Source organism: Litchfieldia alkalitelluris (assembly GCF_002153425.1).
In the GTDB taxonomy this organism is placed as follows: Bacteria; Bacillota; Bacilli; order Bacillales; family Salisediminibacteriaceae; genus Evansella; species Evansella alkalicola.
Map to the genome: position 1 here is coordinate 3,810,143 of NZ_KZ119600.1, position 18,810 is coordinate 3,828,952.

General features: G+C 37.9%; 21 protein-coding genes and 1 pseudogene. 8 read left to right on the forward strand and 14 right to left on the reverse strand.

The window, feature by feature from the left end:
* Window positions 1–531: 531 nt before the first annotated feature.
* The gene (locus tag BW724_RS18230; RefSeq protein WP_088076569.1) at window positions 532–1,113 is read right to left on the reverse strand and encodes a class D sortase; all 582 of its coding nucleotides are present in this window, start codon (window positions 1,111–1,113) and stop codon (window positions 532–534) included.
* A gap of 89 nt (window positions 1,114–1,202) precedes the next feature.
* The gene (locus tag BW724_RS18235) at window positions 1,203–2,006 is read right to left on the reverse strand and encodes a protease complex subunit PrcB family protein (protein WP_088076570.1); all 804 of its coding nucleotides are present in this window, start codon (window positions 2,004–2,006) and stop codon (window positions 1,203–1,205) included.
* Between the two features lie 425 nt (window positions 2,007–2,431).
* Here BW724_RS18235 and BW724_RS18240 point away from each other — a divergent pair, with 425 nt between their 5' ends.
* The 5 genes and pseudogenes from BW724_RS18240 to BW724_RS18260 all read left to right on the forward strand — a co-directional run bounded on the left by BW724_RS18240 (window position 2,432) and on the right by BW724_RS18260 (window position 7,965).
* A complete protein-coding gene (locus BW724_RS18240; RefSeq protein WP_235849008.1) occupies window positions 2,432–2,908 on the forward strand; it encodes a hypothetical protein in 477 nt (158 codons plus the stop codon).
* A gap of 293 nt (window positions 2,909–3,201) precedes the next feature.
* Complete coding sequence (locus tag BW724_RS18245) at window positions 3,202–4,122, forward strand: DUF1672 family protein (protein WP_088076571.1); 921 nt, start codon at window positions 3,202–3,204, stop codon at window positions 4,120–4,122.
* Window positions 4,123–4,132: 10 nt separating this feature from the next.
* Window positions 4,133–4,723 (forward strand): annotated as a pseudogene (locus tag BW724_RS18250) (YqiA/YcfP family alpha/beta fold hydrolase); the annotation flags it as partial.
* Window positions 4,724–4,928: 205 nt separating this feature from the next.
* Complete coding sequence (locus BW724_RS18255) at window positions 4,929–5,846, forward strand: DUF1672 family protein (protein WP_088076573.1); 918 nt, start codon at window positions 4,929–4,931, stop codon at window positions 5,844–5,846.
* Window positions 5,847–5,865: 19 nt separating this feature from the next.
* Window positions 5,866–7,965 carry an SA1320 family protein gene (locus BW724_RS18260; RefSeq protein WP_088076574.1) on the forward strand — a complete coding sequence of 700 codons (2,100 nt, stop codon included), beginning with the start codon at window positions 5,866–5,868 and terminating at the stop codon, window positions 7,963–7,965.
* A gap of 145 nt (window positions 7,966–8,110) precedes the next feature.
* Here the strand turns inward: BW724_RS18260 and BW724_RS18265 are convergent, their stop codons facing one another.
* From BW724_RS18265 to BW724_RS18280, 8 genes are all read right to left on the reverse strand, one after another.
* Entirely contained in the window at window positions 8,111–8,347 is a 237-nt protein-coding gene (locus BW724_RS18265) for a methionine aminopeptidase (RefSeq protein WP_088076575.1), read from the reverse strand.
* Window positions 8,348–8,463: 116 nt separating this feature from the next.
* Window positions 8,464–8,739: a hypothetical protein gene (locus BW724_RS18270; RefSeq protein ID WP_088076576.1), complete on the reverse strand. Its 276-nt coding sequence runs from the start codon at window positions 8,737–8,739 to the stop codon at window positions 8,464–8,466.
* 417 nt (window positions 8,740–9,156) lie between these two features.
* The gene (locus BW724_RS23720) at window positions 9,157–9,294 is read right to left on the reverse strand and encodes a hypothetical protein (protein ID WP_176371457.1); all 138 of its coding nucleotides are present in this window, start codon (window positions 9,292–9,294) and stop codon (window positions 9,157–9,159) included.
* A gap of 381 nt (window positions 9,295–9,675) precedes the next feature.
* Window positions 9,676–9,864 (reverse strand): hypothetical protein, encoded by a 189-nt coding sequence (locus tag BW724_RS23310; protein WP_140355002.1) that lies wholly within the window; start codon window positions 9,862–9,864, stop codon window positions 9,676–9,678.
* Between the two features lie 142 nt (window positions 9,865–10,006).
* Window positions 10,007–10,204: a methionine aminopeptidase gene (locus tag BW724_RS18275; RefSeq protein WP_088076577.1), complete on the reverse strand. Its 198-nt coding sequence runs from the start codon at window positions 10,202–10,204 to the stop codon at window positions 10,007–10,009.
* Between the two features lie 295 nt (window positions 10,205–10,499).
* Entirely contained in the window at window positions 10,500–10,628 is a 129-nt protein-coding gene (locus BW724_RS24320) for a hypothetical protein (RefSeq protein WP_268876159.1), read from the reverse strand.
* Window positions 10,606–10,731 (reverse strand): hypothetical protein, encoded by a 126-nt coding sequence (locus tag BW724_RS24325; protein ID WP_268876160.1) that lies wholly within the window; start codon window positions 10,729–10,731, stop codon window positions 10,606–10,608. The genes BW724_RS24320 and BW724_RS24325 overlap by 23 nt, the downstream gene beginning before the upstream one ends.
* A 5-nt stretch (window positions 10,732–10,736) precedes the next feature.
* Window positions 10,737–11,693, reverse strand: a complete 957-nt coding sequence (locus tag BW724_RS18280) for a Gfo/Idh/MocA family protein (protein WP_088076578.1) — start codon at window positions 11,691–11,693, stop codon at window positions 10,737–10,739.
* Window positions 11,694–11,988: 295 nt separating this feature from the next.
* Between BW724_RS18280 and BW724_RS18285 the strand changes: the two genes are divergently transcribed.
* The gene (locus BW724_RS18285) at window positions 11,989–12,213 is read left to right on the forward strand and encodes a hypothetical protein (RefSeq protein WP_088076579.1); all 225 of its coding nucleotides are present in this window, start codon (window positions 11,989–11,991) and stop codon (window positions 12,211–12,213) included.
* A 172-nt stretch (window positions 12,214–12,385) separates the two neighbouring features.
* On the opposite strand, the gene BW724_RS18290 is transcribed toward BW724_RS18285, so the two are convergent.
* The 3 genes from BW724_RS18290 to BW724_RS18300 all read right to left on the reverse strand — a co-directional run bounded on the left by BW724_RS18290 (window position 12,386) and on the right by BW724_RS18300 (window position 14,778).
* Entirely contained in the window at window positions 12,386–12,625 is a 240-nt protein-coding gene (locus tag BW724_RS18290; protein WP_140355003.1) for a hypothetical protein, read from the reverse strand.
* Between the two features lie 252 nt (window positions 12,626–12,877).
* Window positions 12,878–13,597, reverse strand: coding sequence for a metallophosphoesterase family protein (locus BW724_RS18295; RefSeq protein ID WP_088076581.1), 720 nt, complete (start codon window positions 13,595–13,597; stop codon window positions 12,878–12,880).
* A 359-nt stretch (window positions 13,598–13,956) separates the two neighbouring features.
* The gene (locus BW724_RS18300) at window positions 13,957–14,778 is read right to left on the reverse strand and encodes a hypothetical protein (RefSeq protein ID WP_088076582.1); all 822 of its coding nucleotides are present in this window, start codon (window positions 14,776–14,778) and stop codon (window positions 13,957–13,959) included.
* Window positions 14,779–15,068: 290 nt separating this feature from the next.
* Between BW724_RS18300 and BW724_RS18305 the strand changes: the two genes are divergently transcribed.
* Window positions 15,069–15,602 carry an NUDIX hydrolase gene (locus BW724_RS18305; RefSeq protein ID WP_088076583.1) on the forward strand — a complete coding sequence of 178 codons (534 nt, stop codon included), beginning with the start codon at window positions 15,069–15,071 and terminating at the stop codon, window positions 15,600–15,602.
* Window positions 15,603–15,778: 176 nt separating this feature from the next.
* Here BW724_RS18305 and BW724_RS18310 read toward each other — a convergent pair whose 3' ends face one another.
* Window positions 15,779–17,368: an aspartate:alanine exchanger family transporter gene (locus BW724_RS18310; RefSeq protein ID WP_088076584.1), complete on the reverse strand. Its 1,590-nt coding sequence runs from the start codon at window positions 17,366–17,368 to the stop codon at window positions 15,779–15,781.
* A 257-nt stretch (window positions 17,369–17,625) separates the two neighbouring features.
* Between BW724_RS18310 and BW724_RS18315 the strand changes: the two genes are divergently transcribed.
* On the forward strand, window positions 17,626–18,519 hold the full coding sequence (locus tag BW724_RS18315; protein WP_176371458.1) for an SIR2 family protein: 894 nt from the start codon (window positions 17,626–17,628) through the stop codon (window positions 18,517–18,519).
* The last annotated feature ends 291 nt before the right edge of the window (window positions 18,520–18,810 follow it).

The following is an 18,810-nucleotide window of genomic DNA, read 5'->3' on the forward strand; positions in this document are numbered from 1 at the left end:
AAAATAATAACCATCTCATGTTGGTCTATTTTTTCATAGAACTTTTGACACTACCCCAGGAATCCACCCCCTGGTAGCAACCTCAGAAAAAAGATGCACAGAATAGTACCCCCCTTTTAAAAACTTCATAATAGTTTTTTCTAGAAAAAGCTCAAAAGCTCTAATAAAGCTCTAAAATCAAAGTCCATTTAATCACTCAAAAAACTCCCAACTCAATTCCAAAATCATAGAATCAATCAATTAAACCTCTGAAACAAAACCACCAAAAAAAGCCACTCCCTCATTTGAAATCTCGATAAAAGATTCCAAATATAAAAGGAATGGCTTTCTACTATGGCAACCAAAAACATTAGATTAGTATTCAAGTGCCATTTCGCTACAATCTCAATCTTTACTTTATACTCAAAAAATCTCAAATTTGCTCTACACCTAACTAAAACCTAAAAGTGGTTGCCAGTTTCGCCATCCAACTCCGCAACCCATAATTCGCGCTCCAAACACGCGTCACCTATTACGACCTTCCCCACTTCATCATTCCACTGGCTTAGCGTGAAGGATATATCTATCTGGCGCACTACCAACAAAGTTGAAAGGATAGCACGTGGAAACGGTCAACAATTCTTCATCAATGGAATAATCGATCACAGTTCGATCATCTGCATCAACGATATCTGTCTCCATGATTTCATACACGAAAGTTCCATAATTCATGTGAATTTCAAAAGTGTCACCAAGCTCCAACTTACCTAAGTTACGAAATACTGTATCACGGTGTCCAGAAAGGAGAATCTGGCGCCCATCTGTTGGGTAAGCCGTTCCAGTATAATGTCCCACACCTCTAGCCAGGTCATCTTCATGAGTTCCCTGCACAATAGGTAAATCAGCATCTAGCCTTGGAATGTGCAGAATCCCTATAACATCACCATCACCAGGATCGAAGTCTTCCAACGTATCCTCGAATGACCGATCACTTTGTTCTTTTGAAAAAACGAGTTCCCTTGCCATTTCTAAAGCTTCCTTTTCCTTCGCCTGCGTCTGATAAATCTCATAGCCTGCAAATCCAATGATAATGAAGCCTGCCATAATAAAAAGTAAAGCTATTGCCTTTTTCATTGATCGCCCACCTATCATATCGAAACTATTACTCTTATTGTATATGGATTTCGAGTTAAGGAAAAGTATGTTTTAAAGTTTTAGCAAAACTATTTCAGCAAACCTGAAGAATTGCTCCAGTACGGGAAAGGTTCTCCCCGCTTCACATCCATTACAATCCAGTTTTGATCAGGAGTTACATCTGGAAATTCAATCACTATCAACGGGTTTGTGAGCGCCATCGTCACCATGGCATCAGGAGCAGGCTCATGTTCCATTATGTCAACTCGGATTCCCCCATCTTCAGCACTTGCCCCCACAATATTCAAGCTGTATCCCCCAGTCCTTCTCTCACCTGCTGAAACAATTAGAACCGTTCCCCCCCGATATTCCACCGTATTCCAACCACGGATCTTCGTATTTTGATTGAGCCGGGCAATATAATCTGAGATATCAGGATCTTTACTTGCTTCCTCATGGGAAAGCACCCTATATTTTGACGGATCTTTTCTCACATCATCACTCCCTTCCTCTTGTTGCTCGCTTTCAGATTGTTCAGTTTCGGCTTTGTCTTTGTCCTCTTCCTCTGTTTTCGAAGCCCCTTCATCGTTTTGGCCACCAGAATTGTCCTGATCTTCTATCACTTGCTCCTCTTCCGCATGCTCTATCTTCTGTCCTTGTTCTTCCATTACTTCTTCCTTACCTTCATCATCTTCTTGAGAATTTCCTGCTGATTTTTTCGAAAAAAATGGTGGCGGCTCTTCATAATATGGTAATGATAGCCGTTCCGTTCGCTCTAACAAATCCCCAAATCCTTTGCTATCTATTTCCACTATATTATCCGTCCCCTGTCCACATGCAGTAAGGATTGAAGCTATTATGATGCCTGAAAAAATGGAGTAAAATCTCTTCATCAAAAGGAAGCCCCCTCTCTAGTGTTATTGACTGTTCAATGGTCCTAATAAATGGTAGGAATGTTAGTTGATTATATGTAGGTTAATAGGTACAAATTTGAATAATTCGGTCAGTTATTGTTTTGAAAAATTCAGTTTAGTAATTTTTAGTTTAACAACATTCAAAGGTTCGTTTTCATTCAATCTCATTGTTCGTACAAAGTAACGCTTTTATGTCTGAAAAATCGAAATTCTTCAAAAGGATTCAGCCAATAACTTTTTCGATACAATAAATAAGGACAGTTTCTCTCCTAATTCTATTAACTTTACTTCCCTCATTGGTCGTAATTCGAAGCTAATTAGATTCCAACACACCAAGCATGTTTCTTTAGGACAATGAATAGGATTAGGTATACAACCCTTATGGATATAAAGGAGGTTTTCCTTTGTATAATAGAAGTTCTCCATTCATTGTGTTTGTCTCAATCGGGAGCATCATCGCGGTCATTATCCTCGTTATCTATCTTTTATTTTTTCTTCCCGCTCAACAGGCTAAAAATACAGTGGATGATTTTTACGCTTACGAACAAGAGGCTAGGTACTCTTCTTCCTGGGATATGTTCCACCCAAAAATGAAGGAGAAGTTCTCAAGGAATCATTATATGCAAGACCGAGCCCATGTTTTTATGAATCACTTTGAGGTAAAAACATTTGACTATTCCTTAAGCAGGGCAAAACGAATCAAGAAATGGCAAATGACAGAGGAAGGAGAGGAACTTGATGTCTATAAAATCACTGTAACAAAAGATTATGGCGGAAAGTATGGCAATTTTAAGATGATCAAAGATGTTTTTGCCACAAAAGAAGAGGGGGAATGGTGGATCTTATGGGATTACAAAACAGGCGAGGAAGTTAGTCCTTAGTTGCGTGAAGCCCTTCATGACTTCCTCAAAACTCCCTTTTACATAAAACAAAAGGTAGCAGTCATTGGCTGCTACCTGTACCTCTTATTAACCACACCTAAATCCCTAATTAACGACCATTATTGTAAGTAATTTTATATTTTAAACCCCTAACCCTACCAAACTCCCATTTTTCTCTTTTGTGGATAAAAATGTAATTAAATCCTCCAAATTTTAACTTTTATCCCCTAAACTATAGATTAGAGTTGCAGCTGAAAGTTACTTAGAACATACATGGTTCAGGAGGATACGACATGAAAATGAAATCAATCATACTAGCAATCTCTTTATTAGTATCACTCATGATTGGAGGATGTGAAGTAATGGATGAAATAACGGAAACACCCGAAGAAAAACACTTCAGGGAAGCTTATGTCAGTGTGAATGAATACACCGGTGAAGAAAAGGATTTACCTGATGGGCAGAGAAATGACCCTATTGCTAAAGAGAAGTTCGACGAAATAGCAGAGGCAACCCATAAATTTTTCCTTGAGAAATATAAAACAGAAGTCATCGTTCATAACGCAGTTGGCGCCAAACACGGAATCATGGTGTTTGTAGAGTCGCCAAATGAGCCTAAGTTCCATACCTTTGCGATGATGCCTGTCGATGCTAAAGAAGAGAAAATATTCCCTGATAATATTTGGACAGTTGAGAATACAGTTGAACGGGATATTTTTACAGGAATTTTAGCGATGATTATGGAGGATGAAATCATGTCACTTGACAAATTTTTTATTGAAATAAAAGAGAAATACCCTGTTGTGGGATTTCGCCAAGAAGCAATTAATAATGCTACTTATAACGGCTATACAACACCATATTATTTTATTTCACATTTATTTATTAAGGAAGAATATCAACCAATTAACCAGTTATACTTTAGTAATCCTGAAATTAGTAAAGAGGAATTAAAAAAACAATTTGATAAATTAGATCATGATGCAGAGAATTTAAGTTTTGTCATTAATTTGTTTATGAATGAACCTGATATGCAGCCAAATGATGCAATTTTCCAACAAATTATTTCAGATATTGAAAAGAGAGAAGGGCTCCCTAAAGGAAGGTACTCATTATTTTTACACGATAACAACATTAACAAATACTCAGGAATGGGAGATAAAGACAACAGTTTACAATTACATGGTCCAAATAGAATAGTTAGAAGACATTAGGAGGGAGAATATGAACAACTTAACTATACCACAGCTCAATCAGGATACTACAAAGGATCAAGAACTTGTTCAATTGGCAGGTCTTGAGGCATATCTTGAACGCCCTCAAGGTTACACAATTGAAATTGGTAGTTCTAGATTTGAGATATACCACACCAACTACGATCACCCCACCGGCCTTGACGCTTTGACTTTGCAGAACGTCGACACTGGTGAGTTTATTATTACCTATGTTGGGACAAATTTAGATGCCAAGTATGGAATACTAGACTTGTACACAAATGTGAAGCTATTAAATGGACCTACTCCTCCCCAACTTCAAGCTGCAAACGACTATTTTTTACAAATGCAAGCGGAACTTGCAAAAAGCGAACATGAGATTTCTTACGTTTGTGGGAATTCATTAGGTGGCGCCCTTGCAAACAGCGTCGCAGTGAAAAATCCAGAGGTGAAATCAGTAACGATTAACCCTGCATTGGTGCCATATGAAATGGTTGTGGAGGACGCTGAATATCCCAATATTACAAATTATATCAGTCAATACGACATTCTCAATTTAAGTATCCGTGCTGGTCAATTGGACCACCGTGTTCCTGCCTCCCTCTTATTAACCACACCTAAATCCCTAATAAAGGACCGTTATTATAAACATTCAAATTCCACTTCCCCTACCAAACTCCCATTTTTCTCTTTTATGGATAAAAATGTAATTAAAACCTCCACACTTTAACTTTTATCCGCTAAACTATAGATTAGAGTTGCAGGTCAAAGTTACTTAGAACATACATGGTTCAGGAGGATACGACATGAAAACGAAATCAATCATACTAGCAATCTCTTTACTAGTACTAATCATGATTGGAGGATGTGAAGTAATGGATGAAATAACCGAAACACCCGAAGAAAAACATGCCAGGGAAGCTTATGTCAGTGTTAACGACTACACAGGTGAAGAAAAGGACTTACCTGATGGGCAGAGAAATGACCCTATTGCTAAAGAGAAGTTTGATGAGATTGCAGAGGCAACACAAAAGTTTTTTCTTGAGGAATATAAAACAGAAGTCATCGTTCATAATGCAGTTGGTGCCAAACATGGAATCATGGTGTTTGTGGAGTCGCCAAATGAGCCTAAGTTTCATACTTTTGCGATGATGCCAGTCGATGCTATAGAAGAGAAGATATTCCCAGATGATATTTGGACAGTAGAGATGCAGGTAGAACAAGCTCTCTATGGGGGGTTATTAGTGATGGTTATGGAGGAGGAATTTGCCTCCCTTGATCAGTATTTTGAAGAGTTTAAAAAAAATTTCCCAGTGACAGGTTTACCTCAAACTGCGATAAATAATGTAAAAAGTTCAGGTTATACAACCCCCTATTACTTTATACAAACTATGTCAATGAGGGAGGAGTTTGATCAATTAATTGAACCCTACTTTGATAACCCTAATATTTCAAATAGAGAGTTAAAGGAATATTTCGACGTAAGTAGTTATAATCCCGAAGACTTTTCACTTGTAATTAATTTATATATGAATGAACCAAATTCGGAACCAGATGATGTTATCTTTGAACAACTTCTTGAGGACATAAAATACTTAGATGTTTTTCCTAAAGGTTCATACACTGTTTCTTTACACGATAATAATATTAATAAATTTTCAGGAATGGGGCATAAGGACAATACTTTAATTGAAGGCAATATTGCCCCAATCATAAAAAATTAACATGAAAGGAAGAGGCATTATGAGTAGTCTATATATGCCAGTTAATAAACTTAACACTACTAGTGACCCAGAACTTGTTAAATTAGCTGGATTATACGCATATTTAGAACGATCCATCGGTGATAGAATATTAATAGATAATTCAACTTTTAGAGTCGTCGACACCAACTACGACCACCCCACCGGCCTTGACGCTTTGACTTTGCAGAACGTCGACACTGGTGAGTTTATTATTACCTATGTTGGGACAAATTTAGATGCCAAGTATGGAATACTAGATTTGTACACAAATGTGAAGCTATTAAATGGACCTACTCCTCCCCAACTTCAAGCTGCAAACGACTATTTTTTACAAATGCAAGCTGAACTTGAAAAAAGCGGACATGAGATTTCTTACGTTTGTGGGAACTCATTAGGTGGTGCCCTTGCAAACAGCGTTGCAGTGAAAAATCCAGAGGTGAAATCAGTAACGATTAACCCTGCATTGTTGCCATATGAAATGGTTGTGGAGGACGCTGAATATCCCAACATTACAAATTATATCAGCCAATACGATATTCTCAATTTAAGTATCCGTGCTGGTCAATTGGACCACCGTGTTCCTGGGAATCAATATGATATTAATCATGGAATTCCCGCCTACCAGGCATTAGGACCAAATCATACAGGCTATGTGCGTCAAGATGGGCAACACATCCCCTATTATGAGAGTGGTGATAAAGGTACTGTTGATCATGTGAAAATATATATGGATGCCCATGAACATATTGTTACAAGCATGTGGACAGGAGAGCCTCTATATGGTGGAAATTCCATTCCTATCCGTATCGATCGAGAGCATTTACTTAAACTTGGTGATGGGTTGGAAACAAGAGTAATCGAAAGGCTGGAAAGAACACAGAGCTATATAAACAGCTCCGTTGCAATTGTAGAAGCGGAAGGAGCAGATATTAACAATCGATTAAATACACTGCGAATTGTTTTCCAAGAAATGATACGACGGGAAACAAATAGTCTTCTAAATGAAAAGAATAGAAGGCTGAAAGAGATGGTTGCAGCACTACATAGCTTCGTCAATATTTTAGAAGTCAGGTGCCAAGCACTCAATTCTGTTTTGAATTCTCCTCCAATGGAACTGTTCGAATTTCTAGTAAAAAAAGATATTAGCGTAGAGAGCATTTGTCAAGAAATCAGAAACGCCCTTTACGAGTTAGAAGATGCTGTTGATAGACTTACAGACAGTCTCCAAACGATAGTAATGGATCATATTGCAGATATCCTTCACGGAGGGCAAAACAAATTCTATGATTTTGTAGTTGGTGAGTTAAAATCACATTTGTATATCGTACAACAAAATCAGGAGAAGGCAATTGCACAAATAGAAGAGTACCAGTCACAAGTTGTTGCAACAGGAGAGAAATTCCATCTTCTTGACCTCAGCATAAGTCGGGGGAACTCTATAAGCAGTGCTCTAAATCTATCTGATGTACTTAAGACAAGTATCGTTGAAATGGAAGAATCCCCCTATTTATTGATGCATATGAGAATAAAGCAGATAGCAGTAGACGGTGCCACTGAATTATTTAAGAAGGCAACACACCCGATTATAAATAATGTAATTTTTAAAATAGATTTCCTCCTTAAAAACTTGGAACGTCTTGGGGACACCATTAAATTCACCATTAACACAGGAACGAATCTTGCTCTTTACGGCAGTGTACCTAGCCTAGCAATGAGCTTATTTACTGATTACAATACTAGAGTGAAAAACGCGGTCAATGAAGCTTTGAAGCCAGTGGATGATATTTTGGAAATCATTGAAGGAATCAGAAACGGCTTGTCTGCGCTTCAAAATAACTATCCGTCCCTCGTTGATGAATTAAGACCTTATATTGATTCAGCCATTTTTAGTAACCATCGCTTCCATAACGTGACTCTCTATAATTCTGCAGCTTGTTCTATTATTAAAGATATGCAACTCCTATTCAATGACATAGTCTATCAACTTTCTCATAATAAAGGGAAAGCCATTAGAGCCCTTCAAATATCTTCAAACAGCGTCAAGCAAAAAATGAATAAGTTAGAAGAGCAACTAGAGCGTGGAACACTATTTGGGTGACTCTTAAAAACACGTTTTCTATGCAACTACTAGATTGGAACCATTCCATGTTCCACTACGATGGTATATGGCTTACCAAGTAGAGAGATTTAATTGGCTGATAACCGCCAGTAACTCTCTTTCATATTAAAACAGAAGGTAGCAGTCATTGGCTGCTACCTTCATGATTCATCTTCCAGCTCTCCATTGATCCAACTCCATTGCAACCCCTGCATTCAGCATGAGAGGAAACAAAAAAGTATTCATTACTATACATATGATAGCCATACCCATGGCAATCTGGGCAGGCCCCTTCCCCTCCAGTGTTATGAGCCGTTGGTGCCTGCTCCGATTCCTTTATCCTTTGGGCAAAGTAATCTGTAATAGATGATAATAGTCCCATCGTCCACACCTCCACTTTTACAAACCATTTTCCATATTTTGCGCAGACGATCGGAAAATTATGTAAAACCATAGAAGTAATTTTGTTAAAATTGATTAACTTTTCTTGCATTTTTCTTAAATGAGGTAATGTCTAGTCCTTAACTTTTTCACAGCTGCCATCACTTTATCTAGGTCAGTCAAACCATCTGGCGTATTTGGAGTTGTTAAAATGTGAGGCACACGACGGTACTTGAGCCCCTTTTCATCTCCCATCAACACATAAATTGCACTTTTTAACTCCTGATTTTCATACCAATCCACGTCTCCAAATATCACGCGATAGTATGAGCTTTCCCCATGCTGAGGTGCCGGAATATCAATGAAATCATACGGTTCCTGATGAACTGCCATTACAATTCACCTCCTACCACTAGTTTAATTGGTGGTGACATTATTGATTTTTGGAAATATTTCATTTTGGAAAAATGGTTTTTTTTGGAAAATATTTTGTTTTTTGGGTAAAAATTTTGTTTTTGGAAAACATTTTGTTTTTTTGGAAAAAATTTGTTTTTTGGAAAAAGTATTGGGAGGTTTGAGATAGAGTTTTGTTCAATTGGGTATTAGCGTACGCATCAATGGAGTTTTATTGAAGCTAAAAGAGGGACTATTATCATATATATAATAGCACTTCTAAAAGTAAAAAGGAACTGTAGTTCTCATATTTTTTATTGTGACCGCAGTTTACGTTGCTGCGGACATTTACTCACTCTCTTTCATGTATTTTGTCCGCTGCGCTCACAGCTGCGGACAAATCTTCCTTCTCTTCCTTTACTTTTGTCCGCTGTGCTCACAGCTGCGGACAAATCTACCTTCTTTTCCTTTACTTTTGTCCGCTGAGATCATGGCTGCGGACATTTCAACGATCTTTCCTTTACTTTTGTCCGCTGAGATCACGGCTGCGGACATTTCAAACTTCTTTTCCAGCACTTTTGTCCGCTGTGCTCACAGCTGCGGACAAATCTTCCTTCTTTTCCTTTACTTTTGTCCGCTGAGATCATGGCTGCGGACATTTCAACGCTCTTTTCCTTTACTTTTGTCCGCTGCGCTCACAGCTGCGGACATTTCAACGCTCTTTTCCTTTACTTTTGTCCGCTGCGCTCACGGCTGCGGACAAATCAACCTTCGATTCCATGGCTTTTGTCCGCTGTGCTCACAGCTGCGGACAAATCTACGCTCTTTTCATTTACTTTTGTCCGCTGTGCTCACAGCTGCGGACAAATCTACGCTCTTTTCATTTACTTTTGTCCGCTGATCACACAACTGCGGACAAATCTACGCTCTTTTCATTTACTTTTGTCCGCTGATCACACAACTGCGGACATTTCTACCTTCTTTTCCTTTACTTTTGTCCGCAGACCTCACAGCTACGGACAAATCCCCCTTCTCTTCCATCACTTTTGTCCGCAGACCGTCCGCACTCCCCCCTCTAACTCCAGACAACGCAGAAATTACAGACACATTTTGATCATTTTCCAATTTAATTTCATAAAAGTTGTGAAAAAGTTTCAAAGTATACTTGACAATAATCTATGATGATATTATTATAAAAGTACCTTTTTTTTCCTCCGCAATTAGGTACTTCGGTACTTATTGCGGAGGTTTTTGTATATAAAACACTTTATTTTTCCCAATCTGCAAATGCACCTGAGCCATTACACCCTGGACAGTCATATGTTGGTGCATAAAAATACTCATTTGGAAAGGTATGAAATCCACGCCCACGGCAATCTGGGCAATATCCTTTAGATTCCATTTTCTCGATTTTCTTTTGGTACCGAGCATTTGTCCAATCTGAGAATGCTTTCATGATTCCCATTTCAATCACCTCAAGTTATTTTTCCATTAGTATCTGGAAAAATGAGGATTTTATACATATAATGAATAATTTATTAGTGTGATATTTTATGCATAAAGATTGGAAAATGCCTCAGCAAAAATTTAATTTCCACCTAAAATTACTCTAATAAAATGTTTATTTCCCACATACAATTACCCTCAATAAACATTTATTTTTCCCATACAATTAAACATATCTCATTCATACAATTACTCTCAGAATACATATCCCATTCACACAATTGCTCGCATAAGCATTTATAATACTTAAAAAATCAAATATCTTCTTGTACCTGATTTGCCAGTTTCTCTTCGATGAAAGTTAGCAGCTCTACTGTCTCCATATCCCCTTCCCCCATATTTTTTATCTCAATCATTAGTTCAGTAAGCTCCTCCGTGCCCATCAATGATCTCCCCTTCCATCACAATAAAACAGATGACCATATAGATCATCTGCTTCGTTAATATCATATTCAGTTGTGTAAAAGATGTCATCTCCAATGACATAATAATTATCTCATTGCAGCTTCAATCGTTTTCAAGTAAGTGAGGGTCAAGTCACTATATTTTTCTAAAGACCTGCCAGCAGTTACTGCTTCTGTTAATGCGTCAACTTCTAGCTTATACTGGTCACCAGTTACCACTTCTTCTCGCGTACCTTCGTCAGTTTCAATCACGATTGTCCCTGGTCCGTCCTCTGCTACAACATCAGGACGATACGCTGCCAAAACTTTAATACGTCCCTTTGTCCCAATTACTTCATAACTTTGTTTAAATGGCTGTTGGAAGCTGCAGTCTACTTGTGCAAGCACGCCATTTTCCATTTTCATTGAAATGAGGTCTGACAAGTCTACTTCAAGCTCAGAATGAATATCAGCCACGCGGTTAATCTCCACAGGCTTGGACTCTAACACGGCAAAAACTGAATGTAGACCATAACACCCAATATCAAAAATAGCCCCGCCGCCTTTTTCCTTATCAAGTCTAATGTTCTCTTCCGTAGTATCTAAATAGAAAGAAAAGCTAGCCTTCATTAGATTTACTTCCCCAATTTCTCCAGATTGAATAATTTCCCTCACGCATTCGTGCTGTGGGTGGAATTGATACATAAAGGCCTCTAGAAACTTCACACCATGTTTTTCACAAGCGTCGATCATTTCCTTAGCATCAGAGTAGGTCGTAGCAGCAGGTTTTTCACATAACACATGTTTTCCATGCTCTGCAGCCTTTATGGTCCATTCTTTGTGTAAGTCGTTCGGCAGTGATATGTAAACCGCATCAATCTCTTGATCTTGCAGCATTGCTTCATAGTCATTGTAAACTTTCGGTATGTTAAATTCTTCTGCAAATGCCTGCCCTTTGCCACTTAAACTAGCAACAGCAACTACTTCTGTATTTTCCGCTCTTTCAAATGCTGGCATTAAAGCACTCCTTGCAATACCAGATGCTCCTAATAATCCCCATTTCATTCGAACCACTCCTTTTTTTTAGGTATGTAAAACTTTAATGTTGCCTCTTTTATAAGTTCTCCCTTTTCCTTTGTAATGCCTTTTTTTCTGAGACTTTAAATACCCTTAATTTTGGAATAGGTTTAATCAGTATGTTCTTCATTTTATCATGTCCCCCTTTTGTATGTCCGATTGGTAATAGATCAAAAAAATCTATTATTTCCAACAAAATTACAGAAAAGTATTCCTTTTCCTTCAATAAAATACTATAATTATATCTATTGAACTGTTAGCTTATGTCGTAGGGGGGAAAAGCGTGGCAAAAGAACAAGTGAACTTGACTGAAAAAGATTTAAAAGACTTATTAGAACAGTTATGGCAGATGGGGAATGACAAGGGAGCAACTACTGAAGGACTAATCGAAACTATTAAAACTCGTCTCCTAAATCACATGGAAAATAGAAAAACTACAGATTCCATCGTTACAAGTGAACACCAATGGAATCGCTATGAGAAAACTAGGTCCGTCGTTTCTAAATAAGTCATACATAATTTAACCTGTGTCGAAGAAAACAGAATTACGTGAACAGATAATACAAATTTGTTTCTTACAAAATACATAAATCAGCCCCCGTAAATTAATTTTACGAGGGCTTTTCTTTTTCGGCATATATAACATCATATAAAGAGTGTGACTGTTAGAATATCTTTTCTTAATTGATACTTAAAGTATTTTCAGCGTATTCCCTTACAACAACTTCAGCATCCCCTAACGGAGCTTCATTGTAACAGTGACTGCACGTTGTATATGTGTCAGGATATAAAATTGTATAATCTACGTACGTATCAATTCTGTTAGTGTTGCCAATGAGGTCAATGTTACAATCAGGCTTCGTGTGCGTTGCTTTATGCACTTCTTTTCTCTCTCCAGTATTCACAATGAATTTAGCCATCATTACCACACCTCTCCATCTGCTAATCTTGTAAAATGACCGCCGCCTCTGCACCAACATTCCTTACTTATATTTTACCCCTAATGAGCTTTCAATGCTCATGTTTTCACAATATTGTAAAGAAATCGTTTACAACAACCATTTCTAATATGTTATGACAAGTCTATTCCCCGACTTTTCTAGAAGTAAACATGATTCACTTTCATTCTATGAATGAGAAAGATACGTTATTCAAAAAAATATGAGGCTGATTTACAAACTCCCATTTTGAATAACCTTCTTCATATTTAAATTAGGGTAACCCACATCTTCATAACGTTGTACAGTCTTTTCAACATCATAAGCCACTCGTTGAATTTGTATATTAAACTGCTTGCCTTGACCCTCAATTAGCAAATACGAAGCTTGTGGCAGTCCATCAAAAGGAACTCCAACACTTCCAAGATTCGCAACTGCTTTTCCTTTGAAAAAGCGTATGTATGGAAAATGAATATGACCATATACAAAAATAGATGCGTCATCATTTCCCATTAGCTTTTCTTCCATTTCTTCATTGGAAGCACTTGCTGGAACGACATCAAACAAACTGGAAGGTGTCGCGTGAAAAGCATGTATGGTCAATTCATCAGTAAGGGCAATGTTCGCTTCATGTGGAAGACTACGCAAATACTCTAGATCTTCCTCGCTTAATTGGTTATACGTCCATTCCCGTTCTTTACGCATTAATTCTAAGGCTTTGTCAGGGACTTCCCCTTCCTTAATTCCCCTGAGTACCCACTCATCTGCATTACCCTTAAGCACTGTTGTATTAAGTGATCTTACTAGATCTAGAGACCTTTTTGGTTCTGGTCCGCGAAAACATAAGTCGCCTAAGACAATCGTTTTATCTACGTTTTTAGAAGCAATATCTTGAAGCACTGCATCAAATGCTATTCCATTTCCATGTATGTCCGAAACAAATGCTATTTTCATCCTGTTCTCCCCCATGATTAAATTTAACTGTATATGTCATACCCTTATATTAATTGGAGTAATCTATTTTTTTCAAAACATTAATCATCACTAATCTCAAAAATCAATTAGGTAAATAAAAATCTTACTATACTTAAGAAAATTATCCACATGGGCAAACTGATCATGCCGCCAATTAGTAATCCCTTAAATACATTACTCTCTTCTCGCATCTTTACAAAACTCCTTTCTTCTAGAAAGTATTTGTAAAAATCCACTAATTTAAACCAAAATGGAAGCACATGGTCGGTATAATTTACCATAGCTTATGCGAGAAAAATCGTATAAAGACTGTTAGATTGCATGCGCAACTAAAACAATTAATTCCGAATGAGAAATTCAAATGGTTCTAGCTCCGTATTCAAATCATTTAAGGCTCCTTCAATGATAAATGAAGCCTCTGGAACTCCCTTATCTACTGGTGGAAACACAATGACACCATTTGTTTCTTCACCAGGGCGTATAGTGGGTGTTAAATGTGCATAGCCCGTTTCCCGTTCCAGTGATACTGACTCATATGTATTTCCGTTCTGTATAAACTCAGAACTAAACTGCCTGACGAAAACATCGTCCTCTGAACTATTCTCCGCATGAACAAATACCCTCGTCTCATCATCAGAGTACTCCACTTTCTCAACACTTATGAGTAAGCCAAATTGCTCTATACCTTGATTCACAACCACAGAATGCTCTGTTGGAGATACAGCCTCTATGTAGTCAATTTTATTTACAGAATCACCTTTAACAACTGGAATTTCTCCTGATTCACCATTCTGAGCTCTTACAGTTTCTGTCCCATTGATCGTTCCAGTCACAGATACATAATCACCATGTTCTACGTTAGCATCTAAATTTTCCCCCACAACCATCATTGGGTTGTCTGCTCCTTCAATATTCGTCAAAACATGAATTGACTTCTTCTCATCTTCCTCATTCACGTAAAACACTTTTCCTGTAAACTCTATTTCACCACCAATATAATCATCAATCGTTGCTAAAAAATTCTCATAATCCACATCACTAAAAGACACCTCATTAATGGAGATATTATCCATTTCTTGTCTTTGAGTTTGGTTTTCACAGGCCACTATAGTTCCCAACATGAGAATGATGCCTAGTGCAGCAACTTTGATTCGATTCATATGTAACGCACTCCTATTCTATAGCTAATTAAATTTATGTATATTAGTCTTGTTCATGTACCCCATTCGTTTGAACTTTCTTAAGACTTCCTTTCATACTCTCACCTAATTTCCTTATTTTAATCGATGACAGACTCAAATGGAACAGGTACTATAAAAATAGGAACATATAAGTGACTTTGTTTGGATAAGCACTTTATAATGGATATCTAATAATGGTGTTTGAAAAATCAAATGGACGAGTTTTATTTAAAATTTATGTAGGCGGATTATAATAGGGGGTTGCTTCAATGTCACAAAGTAATTGGAAAGTGCAGCAATCGGATAATATTATCGTGGACCGGTTTCATATTCAAAAGGAACATATTCAATCTACAAGCGGGGAAATGGATATTTCCTTTATTAGCTTCGCTGATGGGGTTTGTATTCTAGCAATTACAAATGATAATGAGGTCGTTATTTCAAAGAAATATCGTCATGCCGTTAAAGAGTGGGAATGGGAGCTTCCATCTGGAACGATAGACCAACATGAAGAACCTTTAGCTGCTGCAAAACGTGAGTTGGCTGCAGAAACTGGCTTTACAGCTGACCTGTGGAAATCCCTTGGCCATTTCCACCCTTCAGCAAGCGCCACATCTGAAACGATTCACTTATTTTTTGCTACTGCCTTAACAAAAATTGAGTCGCCAGCCACTGAATTGGATGAAAATACTACCCTTTTGAAAAAATGGAGTGAAGTTATGACACTCATTAATGAAGGTGAGTTTAAGCACGGTGCTGGATTAGCCGCAATATTGAAGTATCAATTAAAACAAAGTAATTAGATTTTGTTGATTGGTCTCCCCGGGTGACGGTCAAATTTAGTTTTTTGCGAAATGAAGACTGAATTCGTCCTGTGATTGGTTTTCAGTCTTCATTTTCACAAAATGGAGACTCAAATTGCCCTACAATCAGTTTTCAGTCCTCATTTTTACAAAATGAAGACTCGATAATCATCCACTTACAAAATCAGCGCTAATATTTGTGCTGCGATTGCAATGAAAAATAGTGCAAAAGGGTAAGCAGCTGCATACGCAATTGTCGCATCGTCAGAATCAATTAAATTGTTGCAGGCTCCTAATCCAGGTGTACTTGTCATTCCACCACAAAGTGCACCAAGGGAATGGATGAAGCTTAACCTAAATAGTTTTTTCGCCACAACAAACCCGACAAACAAGGGAACGAGCGTAATAATCGCCCCTCCTAATATTAATTGCAGCCCTTCGTTCATCACTACCTCAACAATTCCGTTTCCAGCCTTCGTTCCTGCGCCTGCAAGAAATAGTACGAGTCCTAGATCCCGTATAACGTGATTCGATGGCTGAAAGTATCTCGCATGAATCGGACCTACCTTGCCAAAGTGCCCGATAATGATTGCAACAAACAGAGGCCCACCTGCCACGCCTAAAGTCATCTGGCCAAGTCCAGGGACCGTTATTGGAATCATGCCAACAAGTATACCCATTAATAAGATCAGACTGATGGAAAAAATATGAATATTCGTTTCTGCATATTGACGTAGACCAAAGAGCTTTTCTACTTCATTCAATCTTCTGTCACTGCCTACCACAGTTAGAACATCGCCACGCTCGAAGCGCCACCCTGGACTTTGGTTAAATTCGAATCCACCCCGTTCAATTCTCGTTACAGTAACACCATATTTTGCACGAAGCTTGATCTCCCGTAAACTTTTTCCAATCAAGTCATTTGCTTCAACCGTAATTCGTCTCAGCTTCAGATTATCTGCATACTTTACTTCAGAAGTCTCTTCAGAACCAACCTCATTCTTGAAACGCTCAATATCTTCTGGATAACCAACGACTATTAAATCGTCTCCTTTTAAAAGTACAGTATCATTTCTTCCAAGGAAGCTCCTGTCTCCCCTGATTACCCTGCTAATAACAACCGCGCTGTTGTTATTGAGTCGTAACTCCTTCAACGTTTTCTTGTGAAACTCGTCCTTCTCTACTCTCACCATTAACGATTGTGGAGATCCCTGATGTCTGACAGGACCAATCGTTTTTTTCAAATCTGCCTTCAAATCTACTTTAACTACCCTCGGAAACAGTTGAATAAACAAGACCACAGCAATGACTCCAAACGGATAAGCAACACCGTATCCAACGGAAGCGATCGGGTTCTGTGTCGCTTCAAGGGCTGCGGCTAAACCCGGAGTACTCGTGAGGGCTCCTGTCATGAGACCAATACTTAAAGGTGCTGATAAATCAAAGACTTTAGAGACAATTATTGTCGTGACAGATGCAATAAAAACAACTAGAAATCCAATAATTCCAAAGACAATTCCACTGCTTTTCATCATTCGGAAAAAACGAGGTCCTGCCTGCAAACCAACTGCCACAATAAATAAACTCAATCCTAAGTTTTGTACAACACTTGATATTTCAAATCCATAGTGGCCGAAAAACATAGCTACGAGTAAAACACCAGAAGCCCCGAGACTAAGTCCTTTTATTTTAACTTGTCCGACTAATGACCCTAAAAATAAAATAATAAAGATAAGAATGAGTGGTTCATCTAATAGGTTTAGCAATTGAAACTCCCCTTACAAATGTTCTGTTGTTACTTTTTCCAGATCTATTTCCCTTTATTTCGTGCTCTGTCTAGACTTATTTTTAATTCCAATTATATAACTAAATATTCCCTTAATCTATCGCTATTTTGTTTTTGGCTTGTTAAAGAATAATGTTGATTTGGTAATCAACAAAAATACTAGCAGACCCTGATTTTGTATTGGTTACCCTTCATCTGTGCATTATACTAGGTAGCATGCACATTGTAGGTGATATGATGAACAAGTTTGGAATGATGATCGGCAATGGCTTTACTATTGATTTTGGATCAAGATTCGGCTTAGATCCATCAAAGCCATTCTCTTATTTTAATCAACATCTTTCCTATGAAGAATTTATACATAACTATCCAGCAGTCCATGAGCTTTTTCAGCTCGCTCAACAAGAAAAAAATGATTATGTAGCAATTGAAAGATATATGAAAAGTCCTAAATATAATAAAGAGAAAGATGAGGAGCTTCGAAAGTTCCTCGCTTCTTCTTATTCTCAGCTACAGGTGCACTTAGAAAAACACAGTATATCCAATTGGAAATGGACGAAGTGGCTTCAACAAAATAAAGAGTACCTCTCTTTTGCTGTGTCCTTTAACTACGATTTATTATTTGAAAAAGCGTTGCAAACAGCTGGAATCAACTATTACAGAACGGGTACAATGGAAGAAAAAAATGGGGTCCCTATTTCAAAGCCACATGGTTCTATTGACTTCGATATGAAGCTTGAGCAATCACTCACACACAATGAAAAGGTTTGGCTAGAATGGCGACATTTGTTTTCTCATATTAGTACAATCCCTAAGAAAAGTTGGCTTAAACCGCGCCATGAAGCAGATATTATCCCACCTCATAAGGTTAATGATCAGCGCACGCTCCACTGGGTTAAGGATGGGATTAATGAATTTTTAACCCATGCTCGTGATTTTTCTCAGTTTATTATTGTAGGCTTATCTTACAGCGAAGCCGATCGTATGGAAGTGAATCAATATCTGGAACATCTTCCACCACACACAAAGGTGTATGTTATTGATCCAAATCCAAATGAGTTGTTGCTCACCAAGATTTCCTCCTTAAGATTGGAAACTCATCGTGGGACTAATCAAGGGCTCCCCTGGTAAGTTACGGTAATAGCCTGATCAGGGGTCGGGGGCGGGGACGAGGACGGTCAGGTATGAGATTTGATTTTTTCTGTTTTTCATACCTGATTAGGCGGCGATCTGGTATGAGATTTGGTTTTTTCTGTTTTTCATACCTAATCAGGCCTCGATCTGGTATGAGATTTTGTTTTTTCTATTTTTCGTACCTGATCAAGCTTCGAAACCCAAATATGGGCTTATGTTAAGGGGAGAAATTACCTTTATTTAAAATATGGCATCGAAAATAGTGAAAATAGAAGGAAAAATTACCGC

Excerpts from the sequence above, each read along its gene's own strand:
- BW724_RS18305 (WP_088076583.1), top strand. The coding sequence starts at position 15,069 with ATGTCACAAAGTAATTGGAAAGTGCAGCAATCGGATAATATTATCGTG.
- BW724_RS18290 (WP_140355003.1), bottom strand. The coding sequence starts at position 12,625 with ATGGCTAAATTCATTGTGAATACTGGAGAGAGAAAAGAAGTGCATAAA.
- BW724_RS24325 (WP_268876160.1), bottom strand. The coding sequence starts at position 10,731 with ATGTCATTGGAGATGACATCTTTTACACAACTGAATATGATATTAACG.
- BW724_RS18255 (WP_088076573.1), top strand. The coding sequence starts at position 4,929 with ATGAAAACGAAATCAATCATACTAGCAATCTCTTTACTAGTACTAATC.
- BW724_RS18235 (WP_088076570.1), bottom strand. The coding sequence starts at position 2,006 with ATGAAGAGATTTTACTCCATTTTTTCAGGCATCATAATAGCTTCAATC.
- BW724_RS18260 (WP_088076574.1), top strand. The coding sequence starts at position 5,866 with ATGAGTAGTCTATATATGCCAGTTAATAAACTTAACACTACTAGTGAC.
- BW724_RS18265 (WP_088076575.1), bottom strand. The coding sequence starts at position 8,347 with ATGGGACTATTATCATCTATTACAGATTACTTTGCCCAAAGGATAAAG.
- BW724_RS24320 (WP_268876159.1), bottom strand. The coding sequence starts at position 10,628 with ATGGGCACGGAGGAGCTTACTGAACTAATGATTGAGATAAAAAATATG.
- BW724_RS18245 (WP_088076571.1), top strand. The coding sequence starts at position 3,202 with ATGAAAATGAAATCAATCATACTAGCAATCTCTTTATTAGTATCACTC.
- BW724_RS18315 (WP_176371458.1), top strand. The coding sequence starts at position 17,626 with ATGAACAAGTTTGGAATGATGATCGGCAATGGCTTTACTATTGATTTT.
- BW724_RS18275 (WP_088076577.1), bottom strand. The coding sequence starts at position 10,204 with ATGGGAATCATGAAAGCATTCTCAGATTGGACAAATGCTCGGTACCAA.
- BW724_RS18300 (WP_088076582.1), bottom strand. The coding sequence starts at position 14,778 with ATGAATCGAATCAAAGTTGCTGCACTAGGCATCATTCTCATGTTGGGA.
- BW724_RS18230 (WP_088076569.1), bottom strand. The coding sequence starts at position 1,113 with ATGAAAAAGGCAATAGCTTTACTTTTTATTATGGCAGGCTTCATTATC.
- BW724_RS18295 (WP_088076581.1), bottom strand. The coding sequence starts at position 13,597 with ATGAAAATAGCATTTGTTTCGGACATACATGGAAATGGAATAGCATTT.
- BW724_RS18280 (WP_088076578.1), bottom strand. The coding sequence starts at position 11,693 with ATGAAATGGGGATTATTAGGAGCATCTGGTATTGCAAGGAGTGCTTTA.
- BW724_RS18270 (WP_088076576.1), bottom strand. The coding sequence starts at position 8,739 with ATGGCAGTTCATCAGGAACCGTATGATTTCATTGATATTCCGGCACCT.
- BW724_RS23720 (WP_176371457.1), bottom strand. The coding sequence starts at position 9,294 with ATGTCCGCAGCCGTGATCTCAGCGGACAAAAGTAAAGGAAAGATCGTT.